Raw genomic sequence first — 12,863 nt, 5'->3', positions numbered from 1 at the left:
ATACTTGAGCTAACACAAGAAAGGGTTTGACGTCTGTTATGATTTATTTGATAAAAATCGCTTACACCATACTATTCCCGCCTGGAATTATCATACTTCTACTCTTGGCTATAGCTTTATGGCTGAAGCAAAAAAAGGAGTACCTCGGTACACTTCTTGTGGGTCTAGCCGCACTTCTACTAGGCGTACTCTCCATGCCTTATTTCGGCAATACATTACTGAATTCCATTGAAAGAAGGTACACACCACCTGTTCAAGTGTCCGGCGACGTGCTAGTTCTACTAACTGGAGGCGCAACCTTGGATACTCCAGACCCTCTTACCCAAGGGGAAGGATATCTGACAGGGAACACGGCCGCGCGAGTATTAACGGTTGCTGAACTTTACCGAAGCACAAAGCTACCCATCCTCTTGTCTGGTGGTCAAGTGTTTCGGGACTCGGGCAATGAATCTCAGATTGCCAAACGGCACCTTCTCGCGCTAGGTGTTCCCGAATCGTCCATTACCATGGACGATAAGAGTCGCAATACCGAAGAAAATGCCTTGAATACACAAACTATTCTCACAGAAAAAGGCTGGAAAGCGCCAATTCTCATCACATCTGCCTTCCACATGGCCCGATCCATTAAGCAATTCCAAAAACTCAAAATAGACATAGTCCCATACCCTACGGATTATATTTCCCAGCAGAAGCAGGACCTCAGTATCAGCAAATTCATCCCATCCTCCAGCGGTTTATCCACCACAACGATTGCGCTGAAGGAATTCTTGGGATTGTTTGCAGCCAGGAACAATTAGACGGGTAGCCGCTTATTGGCAAATAGCCTCGGATACCGCGCTTTCAATTAGTGGTGCTTGAAATAAGCTCAGAATCCGAGCTTACGTCTTACAATTTCATCCGTTAGCTATGAAAAACAAAGCTCTACTAAAAACAAAAGCAGGCCTCCCGGCCCGCTTTTTGTTCCTAATCCTAGCTACCCAGCCCTCCCCCTGCTTAAAAAACCTTCTGCGCCTCCCGATCATCCTTCAAAATTTCAACAGCTTCTCTAAATCGCAGGGAATGCACAATCTCCCGCTCACGGAGAAACTTTAGACTGTCCTGCAGGTCAACGTCATCGGTTACATCAATCAACCATTGATAGGTTGCTCTTGCTTTCTCCTCTGCGGCAATATCCTCATAGAGGTCCGCGATGGGGTCTCCTTTGGCTTGTATGTAGGCAGCCGTCCAGGGTACACCGGACGCATTCTGATAGAAGAGCGCTCTGTCGTGGCTCACATAGTGATCGTCCAGACCAGCGGCCTTCAGTTGATCTATGGTTGCGTCTTTTGTAAGCTTATACACCATCGTTGCAATCATTTCTAAATGGGCAAACTCCTCAGTCCCAATGTCCGTTAGCAGACCCACCACCTTATCTGGGATCGAATAGCGTTGATTCAAGTATCGTAGTGCCGCAGCAAGCTCCCCATCAGCGCCACCATATTGCTCGAGCAGAAGTTTAGCCATCCGAGGGTCGCATTTACTGACTCTGACCGGATACTGCAGCTTTTTTTCATAAATCCACATGCGCTCTCCTCCTTCTCAGACTTGCCAAGGCCATGGAGGTTCACACCACTGCCAAGGTTGTTTTGTGTAACTTTGACCGTACGACATCAAAGGGCCAAATTCCATCTCAAATTGCCCGGCGATTTGTTTTCTTTTCTGCGCGAATTGATTGTATTGTTGAATGGCGCCCAGATCATCAGGATGAGTGTCCAAATATAGCGTTAGCTCAATTAAGACGAAATCTACAGCTTGCAGATCATGAAGCTGTCTGTAATACGACTCAGGTAACATGGGTTCACTCATGTCAATGGGCCCCCTTCTACCGCTTTGGACTCATAAGGCCCGTAAAGCGCCGGCCAGAGCGTTCCTTTTCTCAGTGCTTCATAGGGACTAAACTGTGGCAAGCCAGGCGGTTGAAAGTGGATATATAAATGTGGCGGTGTGTTATATAATTTCACTCGAATGGGTGGACATGGATCAAATGGACCGATGAATGGGTAATATTTTTTAAATTGCGAATGCGAATGCATATGCATATTTCTCCTCCTCTTCTGTCTTGGGAGTAAATGAAATCAGGCGAAGCAACAAAGGCCTATATGCTCGTTATATGCGGCATGACTTGGCCAAAATCACATGTTTTCCAATATTTCCCCTATCTCCTGTTTCTGCCGCTACTGCCAATGCTCTTTTTGATTCAGGAATCTCCGTAAACCAACCAAATTTGCAGCCAGGCGACTTGCTTTTCTTTGCAATTGCGACTCCGGGAGTGGTAGACCATGTAGGTTTCTACTTAGGGAACGGTCAGTTCTTATCGGCTACTAGGTCGGCTGGCATTTATCCTCAGAGTATGATGAATTCGTACTGGGGACCTAAATATTTAGGAGCCAAGCGCGTGTATTGAAAAAAAGTCCCTGCTGCGTTACCATATGGCAACTAAGCAGGGACTTCTGTTTATGAAGCAGCTTTCGAAGGCGTACTAATATAAATAAGGAATAAGTTCATGCAGCTGACGAACGATCGCGAGCGGCTTCTTATCGGAGGCAGGAGGCGTTTTACCATATTTATTGAGCCAAACTGCCTTCATGCCAATTTGCAGCGGACCAGCTACATCCGCTTCCCAAGAGTCACCCACGAATAAGGTGTCCTCTGGCAGCACATTGAAATAATCAAGCGCCAGTTGGTAAATACGTGGATCAGGCTTGGCCATTCCAACGACATTAGAGATCCACACCTGCTCGGGAGGAAACAATTCCTTCAAACCTAGACGCACTATTTTACCTTCTTGCATATCGTGAGGTCCATTCGTAATGATTCCTAGCTGATAACGCTCCTTAAGCTTCAGTAGCAGCTCCAACACGTGAGGATCAGGCTCTAAGCTTTTTTCATATTGTTGGACGTATTGGAGGTTGAAAGCTTCTGCCTCATCTTCCGACATCGTATACTGGTGGTCAGCTAATGTTTCGATCAGCCTTCGGTTACGATAAGCTTCCACTGAACAAATGCGCTGCTCATATAGGTAGTATAGCTCGTCGCTTTTCTTTTGAAATGCAGAGAAGAACGCCTCGTTGTCATACTCTTTTGTCACCCTATGTTCCGCGAACATCTTTTTCATCACGACATTCCACGTACTTGAGAAGTCAAACAGTGTATCATCCAAATCAAATAAAATTAACTTCATACCAACCACCCTGTTCATGTACTGTGGCTCAATCCAGCTTAATATTTAAGTTCAACAGGCCAGCTTTACGCATAGCTTGATAAATAATAACAACCAACGGCCCTAGAAAGAGACCTGTTATTCCTAATAACTCGAAACCAACGTACAAACTGATCAAAGCAGCAAGCGCATTAATTCCAACAGCATCACTGAGCACTTTAGGCTCTACTATGCGGCGGAATATCGTTAAAACAAGGAATAGGATTAACAATCCTACACCCATTCCCGTGTGTCCAATCAGCAGTTGATAGACGAGCCAAGGAATAAACACAAGCCCGGTACCAATTACAGGAACGAACTCCATAACCATCACTAATAAGGAAATGGCTAACGGATATTCAGCGCTTAAGACCAATAAACCTATAAACGTGACTAAATAGGTTAACACAGCCATGATGAGCTGAGCTCGAATGAAGCCAAAGATAGCTTCACGCAGGTAAGTCAGTACGTTTTCCATCTTTCCTTTGGAACGCTCTTCAAACATGGACAGAAAAGACATCCTAAGCTTTGGCAAACTAAACATAAACAAATATAAAGCAATGACGTACATAAGCATTAAGATAAATAAATTCGGAATTTTTCCAGCCATATTTAAAAAGAAGCCAGAAATGCCGCTTAATACATTGGTTAAAGCCCCTGTTAAGGTTTCTGTACTGCTTTCCAGCCAAGTTTGCACTTGTGCCGCCATGTCTGGTGACAAGGAATCATAGAACAACTGTGTACGGTTGACAGCTTGATCCATATACTTATTCACTTCATCCATATAATTTGGTGCTTTGCGGCCAAGGTCAATGAGCTCTGTGACGACATTTAACCCAATGAAATAAAATAAGGTCAACGTCAGCAGCGTAAATAAGGTACAAATGATCGTAGCTGCAATCAATCGGTTTACCCTTGCAGCTCGCATGAGAAGCACAGTTAAAGGGTCCAAGAAAATAGCTGTTACAAGCGCGAGTAAGAATGGCAATCCTATGGTGAATAATCCGTACAATAGCAGCAATCCAAGCACCATGATTAAGATCGTCTTAGGCGACATCAGAACTCCTCCGCTTACTCATCTGCAGGTCTGACAGCGTTGATTTTCGTTATGTGAATGCGCACGATACGCAGTCGATCTACTTCGGATACTTCAAACACGTGGTTACCGAAAGCCACTCTTTTGCCTTTTACAGGTGCACCTTCAACCTTCTTAAACAACCAACCACCAATAGAGTCTACATCATCGTCCTCGATGTCCAGATCCAGCATATCGTTCAAGTCTTCAATCAGGACACGGCCGTCTACGGACGTATATTTATCTTTGACCTCAACTCCTGGCCGCTCATCGATATCGAACTCATCGTGCATCTCGCCAACAATCTCCTCCAGAATGTCCCCTAGTGCTAGAAGTCCTGCAGTACCACCGTATTCATCAATTACGATAGCAAGTTGAGAATGTTTTTTCTGCATTAATTTCAATACACGACTGACTTCCATCGACTCAGGAACATTGAGAATTGGACGTATAAAGTTTTTAATTTCCTGCTCTTCATCCGGATCTGCTGTTAGTAAATCAGCAATATGAACGAAACCGACTATGTTATCCTTATCTTGATCAGCCACAGGGTAACGTGTATGCTTCGTCTCATGAACCATACGCAAATTATCAATGAAGCTTAGCTCAAGGTATAGACAATCCATATCTGTCCGCGGCAGCATCACCTCACGGGCAATGCGTTCTGAGAATTCAAAAATATTATCGAAAAGCACCATTTCATCTTGATCGATATGGCCGCTTTTGACACTCTCATCCATTAAGATACGAATCTCTTCCTCTGTATGTGCCGCCTCATGCTCGCTTGCCGGATCTACACCAATCCATGAAAGAAATTTATTTGCTGTACCATTCAGCACCCAGATAATCGGGCGAAACACCCTGTAGAAGAAGAGCAGCGGCGCTGAAAGCCATAACGAGGTTAATTCCGCTTTTTGAATCGCGAATGATTTCGGAGCCAGCTCGCCAAGAACAATATGGAGGAACGTAATAAAACCAAAAGAAACAATGAAAGACAAGGTCGTTGTATAAACCGAAGTCTCTACTTGAAGCTTATGTAAGAGGGGCTCCATAATCAACTCCGCGATGGCAGGTTCACCAACCCAGCCTAGTCCCAAAGAGGCAAGAGTAATCCCCAATTGTGTTGCTGATAAATAAGTATCTAACTGTGATGTTACCTTTATGGCATACTTTGCTTTGCCGCTGCCTTCATTGACTAACTGTTGAATACGAGATTGTCGAACCTTCACAAGCGCAAATTCAGCAGCAACGAAGAAACCATTGAGCAGGACTAATATAATGACTACTATCAGGTTAAGAACAATGGAACCGAAATCAAACGAAGTATGTGGCAAGCGTATATCTCCTTCAGTAATATGATTAGATGATAGCTTTGCGGCTTTTAAAATCAACAGAACGGTAATACGAGTCGGCTACCAGCAGGTTAGGCCCACAACAAGAGGCGCTGCTGCAGAAGCAGTTTACACGCTGATTCAGCGGATTATTTTCCCAACGGGCGAAAATGGTATCTAACTGGTCATCATGGATATTACCCAGAGGTGGTTCATTGGCAAAATCCGTGACGAACACCTCTCCTGTAAAAGTGCTCACATTCAAGCGATTGCGTCCATCCGGATCATTACGTACGGTTACATTTGGCTCCTCGCGAAGCCTTTTAACCAATATTCTGTCCTCTTCGAGATCGTTGCAAGCAAAGAATGGCAGTGTGCCAAACAGCATCCACATGTCACGATTCCGGCTGTCTAACAACCGATGAATGCTCGTTCGTAACTCGTCCAGAGATACCATAGGAAGATGAGAAGCAAAGGAACTGGCATACATCGGGTGAACCTCATGGCGCTTGCAGCCCATTTCCTCAATCAGCTTATGAATCTGCGGTAATTTCTCATGTGTGCGTGTATTAATCATCGATTCCGCTGAGACATAAAGTCCACCCTTGCTAAGCGCAATCGTGTTATCAACCATGCGCTCATACATACGTGCCGCGGTATCATGACCAACAGGATGCCCGCTATTCACAAAGCCGACTTGATGGAAATCGTCAGCATTCAAGTAGTTGAAAGAAATATGCATGACATCCAGATAAGGAGCGAGAAGTTCATACCTGGCTAAATCAAGCGTTAAGTTGGAATTGATTTGTGTACGAATACCGCGCTCTCGTGCATATTTAAGGATTGGCAGCATATAGTCTTTGACGATTTTGATGTGATACGAAGGCTCTCCACCAGTTAAGCTGATCGTTTCTAAATGCTCAACCTGGTCCAGCTGCTTCAAAATGACCGGCATGGGAATACGCGGACCTTCCGACATAGTTAACGAATCCCCAACTGCGCAATGCTCACATCGCATATTGCACAAATTCGTTATTGTAAGCTCTATACTTGTTAGTACGTGTTTCCCGTATTTGCGATAGGACCGAATAGGGTCCCATGGATCGTAATCGGGGGTTAGCTCCTGTAGGATGGAGCTTGTTCCATTCATATTCATGCTGTTTACACCTGACCTATCATTTCCTATTCACAAACTAATTGTTCCTATCATGCCTATACCTATGCCCTTTATTGTAACTTATGATTCGCAAAAAAGGAAACGGCGGCAAGTATTTGTGAAGCTCCGCTACTGCTTCTCTGCTTTCGATTGCGAACGCATTCGCAGCCACTTAGGTGCCCACCAGTTCGCATCCCCAAGCAGTTTCATGAGCGCAGGAACGAGCATCACTCGAACGATGGTCGCATCAATCAGAACAGCGAGACCTAGACCGAGCCCCAACGCCTTCATGATTTCGATATCTGTAAAAATAAATGATCCTACAACTACAACTAATATGAAAGCAGCGCTTGTTATTAAGCTTCCCGTTTTCTTAAGCCCTTCAGCCGTACTCTTATCATTGTCACCGCTTGCTTCATACTCCTCCATAATGCGAGAAATCAGGAATACTTCATAATCCATGGATATGCCAAACACTACACAAAAAATGATAACTGGCAGCGTTGCACTGACATAACCAATGGACGTTATGTGGAGTAAATCAGCCATGTAGCCATGCTGGAATACTAACACAACAACACCGAGACTCGCGCCAAGACTGAGCATGTTCATTAATACAGCCTTGAGCGGAAGCAAAACAGACCTAAAGGCAAGCAATAGTACGATGTAGGTAATCCCCATAACAAAAGTTAATACTTCAGGAATTTCATTCTGAATGCGATCAATAATATCCAGCCTATAGGCCGGTCCGCCTGTGACTGCAATATCAAGTCCGTCCTTACTTAAGCTGCGAAGTTCTCGGACAAGGCCATCCGTCGCAGGATCATCGGTATCTTTCTCTGGCACTACAACCATCAGAGCAGTGCGATCTTTTGCAAATTTATTGCCTTCTATTTGTGCTTTGACACTTGAATCCCTTAGCATGGCTGCTAATTCGGCATCCGAATGTTGACCTAGTGAACTGATAAAACTCTGTACTTCTTTTATACCGGATACCCCTTTAACCTGTTCACTATAAGCCCGAATTTGACGAATCGAAGCCTCTTCCCACACTTCTCCTTGCGTATGAATAACAATTTGGATAGGCCCCATCATACGAGGATCATAGGCCGCCTTCAATAATTCCGAGCCATATCGGGATTCGTAGCTGGGAGGCAGCACCTCAGCATTTGGTACATTTAACTTTATATGACCCATCGGGGTCATGGTGTAGATTAGGGCACCACCGACGATGACAACCAATAGAACGGGCCGTTTCATTACAGCATAAGCGATCCATTCCCAAAAGCGGGACGTTTCTTGTTTGCGAAAGCGTTTAGGAACGACCTGCAAGGAGTTAATCCGTTCGCCAAGTATACCGAGAAGTGACAGCAGCATCGTATTCGCGACTATTACGGATATCGACACGACAATTACGCCGCCTAAACACAAGGAGCGGAAGAAGGTGAGGTCTACGAACAGCATGCCAAGCAGCCCAATCAGCACCGCTATACCGGAAAAAAAGATCGATTTCCCTGCCGTCTGACAAGTCATGGCCACAGCTTCAGCCACATTCTTTTGTACCTTGAGTTCCTCCCGAAAGCGACTGACGAGAAACAAAGCGTAATCAATTCCTACGGCAAGACCGAGCATCGTTACCATATTCGGAAGGAAGTTCGATAAGGATTGGTGCTGGGCGATAAAATAGGTAATCCCTAATGTAAGGGTAACGCTCATAAGCCCAACGATCATAGGTAATAGCGCCGCGACTAGGGTGCCAAACACGATTAATAATACAATCAGCGCAATCGGTAAACCAATGGCTTCTGATTTGGCAATATCATGTTTACTCGCTTCCTGCATATCATGCAAAATAGCAGGTCCACCAGTCACATATACATTCATGCCATTTGGCGGATGCACGCGTTCCTTAAGCTCCGGATATTTCTCCAAAGCAGGGTCGGTATCTAGATTTAGTGATACGGTTACTGCCGTCACGTCAAGATGACCTTCGTTTCGAGGTGTCGCGACGAATTTCACACTTTCTACATACGGCAGCTTCGTAAGTTCGTTAAGCGAATCCATAATGGCTTGTTGATGGAGTTTGTCCGTCATGTCGAGCCCTTCCCCTGTATAAACCAGGTTCAGCATCGTAAGAGGGACACCCAGCTCATCCCGCAGTTGAATTAGGCCACGATCGGACTCACTTCCTTTAGGCGTAAAGCCGTTGTCTTTGAGCATACTCGGTGTTTTCTGTGCAAAAATAGCAAAGCTGAGAAGCAGAAGCACGCCAATAACTAGTACGAGCCATCGGAAACGATGCATCGCATATCCCCATCTCCAAAACTTCCCTTTCACAGCTGTTTCTCTCACTTGCATCCCCCTAATTTGCAAAAAGAACCTGGATGCCCAGGTTCTTCATGCTTGTTATCTATATTTTATCTTAAAATATGGTCGGCATACTTTCATCTGGATCAAATTCGTCTACATTAATTTCCCCAATTTCAGAAATTAATGTAGAAAGCTTCGTTGACAGGTCAATTTCGTACGGTTCCTTTAGCTCTTGACCAGCTTGATCCTGCAGTACGCGAACGATCGGCCTATGAGGCACGGTTACGTTTAACTTAGATACGATGCCAAACTCCCCGGTATTCAATCGAACGGTTATGCCTAATGGGTAAATCGCGATTTTATCACGAAATAAGGCAATCTGACTTTGATCATACATTGTGCCCGAGCCCGCGAACAATCGTTCCATAGCTTCATGCGGCAATAAAGGTCTTCTATATACTCTTGTAGTCGTCATAGCATCATAAGAATCGACTAACCCAACCCATTTGGCAAATTCGTTGATTTCTGTACCTTGAATCCCACGCGGATAACCGCTTCCGTTAATTCGCTCATGGTGCTGAAGAGCACAATGTGCAGATAGAAGAGGAATGTTCGGTTCGTCTTTCAAAATGTTAAAACCGTATGTCGTATGATTCTTCATCTCGGTAAACTCTTGCTCGGTCAATTGCGAAGGCTTGCGAAGAATACCAAGTGGTACTTTCGTCTTACCAATATCGTGAAGCAAAGCGCCTAATCCGAGTGTTTCAAGGTTCTCACGACTGTACCCAAAGCTAATTCCCAGCATGATGGCATAAATACTTACATTCACAGAATGTTGAAATAAGTAATTATCTTTCACATTCATATTATTGAGCATAACCATAGCCCCTTGATGAGCGCTTAGATCGTCAATAATCATTTTCATCACATCACGGAAATTACGTCCGATATCATAATAATTAACGGCTCCGCGTTTGTTCGAATCTTCCATTACCTTCTTAAAAGTATTACGGATTTCGAGAACAGCCTTCGTTCTCGTTTCATCTTGAATAATATCCTCTTGAATGATGTCATTGGTTCTAGAATCTTGAATATATATGTAGTCGATTCCGTATGTAAAAAGTCGATCAATGAGTCTCTGAGAAAGCTCAACATTAACGGCCAGCAGGACCATACCATCGTCGTTGTAAATATTCTTGGCCAACCTCATTCCAGGATGACACATGTTGATCGGCATTAACAGCATTTCAGGACCCCCGAATAGGTGAGCGTTACTTTCTATCTAAATGTAATAGATTTCACAAAAAAGTTCAATATAAAAAACCGCATCATTCGACGCGGTTCGATAAATGAAACAGTTATTGTTACTTTAAGAACATATAAAGAGCGAAAATGATGGCTACCGCAAACCGATAGTAAGCAAAATACGTTAATTTCATATTTTGAACAAACTTGATGAAAGAAACAACAGCCAACAAAGCAACGATGAATGCAACGATAAAACCGACTACAAAGAAACCTAAGTCACTCGAAGAAAGTGCTTCGTAGTTTTTAAGAAAGTAGACACCTGAAGCTCCAAACATAATTGGGATCGCCATAATGAACGTGAAGTCAGCAGATGCAGCGCGGCTTACGCCGGACAGCATTCCACCCGCAATTGTCGATCCAGACCGGGAGAAACCTGGCCAAATGGATACCAATTGCCACAAACCGATGAAGAACGCTTGACGATAAGTCAAATCATCCAGAACTACAGCACTCGGCTGTTCCTTCTTCTTCTCTGCAATGATTAATAGGATACCTCCTAAAACAAGTCCAATCAACACGGTGGTTGCGTTAAAAAGCTTCTCGTCGACGATATCATTAAACAAGACGCCGATGATCCCTGCTGGTATGATCCCAATAAGAATATGCAGCAAGTTCAGTTTCTTTCCTGTCCTACTCTCGCTTTTCCTTTTCACTAACCCGAATAAAGATAAAATCCGTTTCCAATAAATGAGGACGACGGCCATAATGGCGCCAAGTTGGATGACAAAATCAAAGGTTTTCATTACTTCATCATTTTGGGTATTTAATAGGCTTTGTGCTAGAATCATATGCCCAGTAGAAGAAACCGGTAAAAACTCGGTCAATCCCTCTACGATCCCAATGATGATCGCTTCAAAAATAGTATGCATGGTTTCCCCCTATGAGTTGAGAGTTTATAGATGTACTCCTGTCCAATTATCTATTCTACCTGTAACTTGGTAGATCTGACAACTCCTTCGACAAAGGTCGTGGTTGTTCGACTTATTCGTTATTTGCATTAGGTCTTCTTTCCGTAAATCTTAGGAAATGACTGCTTACTATCGCGTCTTCATCGCGAAGCTCAGAAGCTAGTACATCACGGATAAATTCAGGCAGCATGTACGTTACCTGCTTACCGCGACCAAGTGATAAATAACCTGAGCCGAAAGTAAACATGTCGATCGTGCCAACTACATAATCACGGCTAAGGTCTAAAGGCTCATCGCCAACATTCACAGCGATGATACGTTCGTAAGGTGCACGAGTGCTGTCGGTCATGACGGTCAATCCGTCGACACACAGCACGCCCAGCACCTCGCCACGGAAGCCGAAGCCGCGGATCGGCTTCTCCATGAACTCGCCAAGCAGCGACTCTTCGAGCGCTTGGAGCAGGTCCGACCCGCTGAGCAGCTGCCGGCAGGGGTTGATCGGACCCGGGCAGATTTCTAGCAATCTGCCGCGTGTCAAGCGCCCCTCCTTCAGTCCCTGAAGGAGCTGGCCGCTATTGACCAGCCCGATCTCGGCGCTGGTCCAGCGGCGAATCCCTGCGGCAAGCAAGTTGCCGAGCGGGGATTCGCCGTACCAATCGAGGCGCAGCGGCTCCCGCAGCTGCGCCACCTCCGCATTCAGCGCCGCTGCGCTGGCGATGCGGTAGTGCTCCAGCAGCTCGGTAACGCTGCTGTCTTCTTCACTTGCGTCCGTCATAGGGACGACGCGGCCTTGGAGCTCCACGATCCGGCGCTTCGCCGGATCATAGGCAAGTTCAATATGACCGGCATACTGACCGAACTTGCCGGCCGCGCAAATATAGGTGCCGCTGAGCAGAAGCGGCTCCTCAAGTACATGATGCGTATGGCCGCCGAGGATCACATCGATGCCTTCCAGCTCCTCAGCCATACGTTGATCCGAACGTAATCCCAAGTGGGACATGACAATAATGATATCTACCTTTGGGCGAAGGAGCCTAGTATAGGCCTTTACAGCTTCGATGGGGTCCGTTACATGCCATCCAAGCAGTTCATAGTACGCTTGATAAGCCGCTGTTACCCCAATGATTCCTATGGTGAGACCCGATTTCTCAATCGTAAGTGTAGGAAGCATCCAATCCGGCGTCTTATTCGTCGCCACTTCTATAATATTGCTGCCGATAATTGGGAATTTGGCATGCTCCTTCACAACTGTTCTTAACAATTCCGGTGTAAACGTTAGCCCTTCATTATTACCCATGACCATCGCTTCGTAGCCGGTCGCGTTCATAATTTCCAAGTTAGCAGAAGCATTCGTGCCTTCCGTTTCAGGGCGCATCCGGTCCATATGATCGCCAATATCAAGTGTCAACACCTGATCAGCCGGCCACAGTCGACGTACGCGATCAAAGTACGCGCTAATTTTGGGCATCTGTTCAAAATGACTATGAATGTCATTCGTATGTAGAATAACGAGTCGTTGCAAGAGCTCGGACACACC

13 protein-coding genes are annotated in these 12,863 nt (G+C 45.2%); 2 read left to right on the top strand and 11 right to left on the bottom strand.

The features are described 5' to 3' along the window. The first annotated feature begins 38 nt into the window (after positions 1-38). Positions 39-797 (top strand): YdcF family protein, encoded by a 759-nt coding sequence (locus tag AC58UU_RS00550; RefSeq protein WP_497312026.1) that lies wholly within the window; start codon positions 39-41, stop codon positions 795-797. A gap of 196 nt (positions 798-993) precedes the next feature. On the opposite strand, the gene AC58UU_RS00545 is transcribed toward AC58UU_RS00550, so the two are convergent. From AC58UU_RS00545 to AC58UU_RS00535, 3 genes are read right to left on the bottom strand one after another with little or no spacing between them, the layout of a single operon-like run. Beyond that, positions 994-1,563, bottom strand: a complete 570-nt coding sequence (locus tag AC58UU_RS00545; protein WP_497312024.1) for a manganese catalase family protein — start codon at positions 1,561-1,563, stop codon at positions 994-996. Positions 1,564-1,578: 15 nt separating this feature from the next. Then, complete coding sequence (locus tag AC58UU_RS00540; RefSeq protein ID WP_497312022.1) at positions 1,579-1,845, bottom strand: spore coat protein CotJB; 267 nt, start codon at positions 1,843-1,845, stop codon at positions 1,579-1,581. Further along, a complete protein-coding gene (locus AC58UU_RS00535; protein ID WP_376769392.1) occupies positions 1,842-2,078 on the bottom strand; it encodes a spore coat associated protein CotJA in 237 nt (78 codons plus the stop codon). The genes AC58UU_RS00540 and AC58UU_RS00535 overlap by 4 nt, the downstream gene beginning before the upstream one ends. A 20-nt stretch (positions 2,079-2,098) precedes the next feature. Between AC58UU_RS00535 and AC58UU_RS00530 the strand changes: the two genes are divergently transcribed. After that, positions 2,099-2,443, top strand: coding sequence for a C40 family peptidase (locus AC58UU_RS00530; protein ID WP_497312020.1), 345 nt, complete (start codon positions 2,099-2,101; stop codon positions 2,441-2,443). A gap of 75 nt (positions 2,444-2,518) precedes the next feature. On the opposite strand, the gene AC58UU_RS00525 is transcribed toward AC58UU_RS00530, so the two are convergent. The 8 genes from AC58UU_RS00525 to AC58UU_RS00490 form a co-directional block, all read right to left on the bottom strand. Continuing rightward, the gene (locus AC58UU_RS00525) at positions 2,519-3,220 is read right to left on the bottom strand and encodes an HAD family hydrolase (protein WP_497312018.1); all 702 of its coding nucleotides are present in this window, start codon (positions 3,218-3,220) and stop codon (positions 2,519-2,521) included. A 28-nt stretch (positions 3,221-3,248) separates the two neighbouring features. Further along, positions 3,249-4,295: a sporulation integral membrane protein YtvI gene (gene ytvI, locus AC58UU_RS00520; protein WP_497312016.1), complete on the bottom strand. Its 1,047-nt coding sequence runs from the start codon at positions 4,293-4,295 to the stop codon at positions 3,249-3,251. 14 nt (positions 4,296-4,309) lie between these two features. After that, on the bottom strand, positions 4,310-5,647 hold the full coding sequence (locus AC58UU_RS00515; RefSeq protein ID WP_497312014.1) for a hemolysin family protein: 1,338 nt from the start codon (positions 5,645-5,647) through the stop codon (positions 4,310-4,312). A gap of 25 nt (positions 5,648-5,672) precedes the next feature. Then, positions 5,673-6,794 (bottom strand): radical SAM/CxCxxxxC motif protein YfkAB, encoded by a 1,122-nt coding sequence (gene yfkAB, locus AC58UU_RS00510; protein WP_497313112.1) that lies wholly within the window; start codon positions 6,792-6,794, stop codon positions 5,673-5,675. A 135-nt stretch (positions 6,795-6,929) separates the two neighbouring features. Then, the gene (locus AC58UU_RS00505; protein WP_497312012.1) at positions 6,930-9,158 is read right to left on the bottom strand and encodes an MMPL family transporter; all 2,229 of its coding nucleotides are present in this window, start codon (positions 9,156-9,158) and stop codon (positions 6,930-6,932) included. A 64-nt stretch (positions 9,159-9,222) separates the two neighbouring features. Continuing rightward, a complete protein-coding gene (locus AC58UU_RS00500) occupies positions 9,223-10,356 on the bottom strand; it encodes an HD-GYP domain-containing protein (RefSeq protein WP_497312010.1) in 1,134 nt (377 codons plus the stop codon). Between the two features lie 118 nt (positions 10,357-10,474). Then, complete coding sequence (locus AC58UU_RS00495; RefSeq protein ID WP_497312008.1) at positions 10,475-11,287, bottom strand: undecaprenyl-diphosphate phosphatase; 813 nt, start codon at positions 11,285-11,287, stop codon at positions 10,475-10,477. A 112-nt stretch (positions 11,288-11,399) separates the two neighbouring features. Further along, the gene (locus tag AC58UU_RS00490; RefSeq protein WP_497312006.1) at positions 11,400-12,860 is read right to left on the bottom strand and encodes a bifunctional metallophosphatase/5'-nucleotidase; all 1,461 of its coding nucleotides are present in this window, start codon (positions 12,858-12,860) and stop codon (positions 11,400-11,402) included. Between the last annotated feature and the right edge of the window lie 3 nt (positions 12,861-12,863).

This window comes from Paenibacillus sp. JT22N1, from assembly GCF_059692155.1.
This window is presented reverse-complemented; position numbering and strand designations above follow the sequence as displayed.

Bases quoted from the DNA above. Each gene is read 5' to 3' on its own strand.
- AC58UU_RS00550 (WP_497312026.1), top strand. From the start codon at position 39: ATGATTTATTTGATAAAAATCGCTTACACCATACTATTCCCGCCTGGA.
- AC58UU_RS00545 (WP_497312024.1), bottom strand. From the start codon at position 1,563: ATGTGGATTTATGAAAAAAAGCTGCAGTATCCGGTCAGAGTCAGTAAA.
- AC58UU_RS00540 (WP_497312022.1), bottom strand. From the start codon at position 1,845: ATGAGTGAACCCATGTTACCTGAGTCGTATTACAGACAGCTTCATGAT.
- AC58UU_RS00535 (WP_376769392.1), bottom strand. From the start codon at position 2,078: ATGCATATGCATTCGCATTCGCAATTTAAAAAATATTACCCATTCATC.
- AC58UU_RS00525 (WP_497312018.1), bottom strand. From the start codon at position 3,220: ATGAAGTTAATTTTATTTGATTTGGATGATACACTGTTTGACTTCTCA.
- ytvI (WP_497312016.1), bottom strand. From the start codon at position 4,295: ATGTCGCCTAAGACGATCTTAATCATGGTGCTTGGATTGCTGCTATTG.
- yfkAB (WP_497313112.1), bottom strand. From the start codon at position 6,794: ATGAATGGAACAAGCTCCATCCTACAGGAGCTAACCCCCGATTACGAT.
- AC58UU_RS00505 (WP_497312012.1), bottom strand. From the start codon at position 9,158: ATGCAAGTGAGAGAAACAGCTGTGAAAGGGAAGTTTTGGAGATGGGGA.
- AC58UU_RS00500 (WP_497312010.1), bottom strand. From the start codon at position 10,356: ATGCTGTTAATGCCGATCAACATGTGTCATCCTGGAATGAGGTTGGCC.
- AC58UU_RS00495 (WP_497312008.1), bottom strand. From the start codon at position 11,287: ATGCATACTATTTTTGAAGCGATCATCATTGGGATCGTAGAGGGATTG.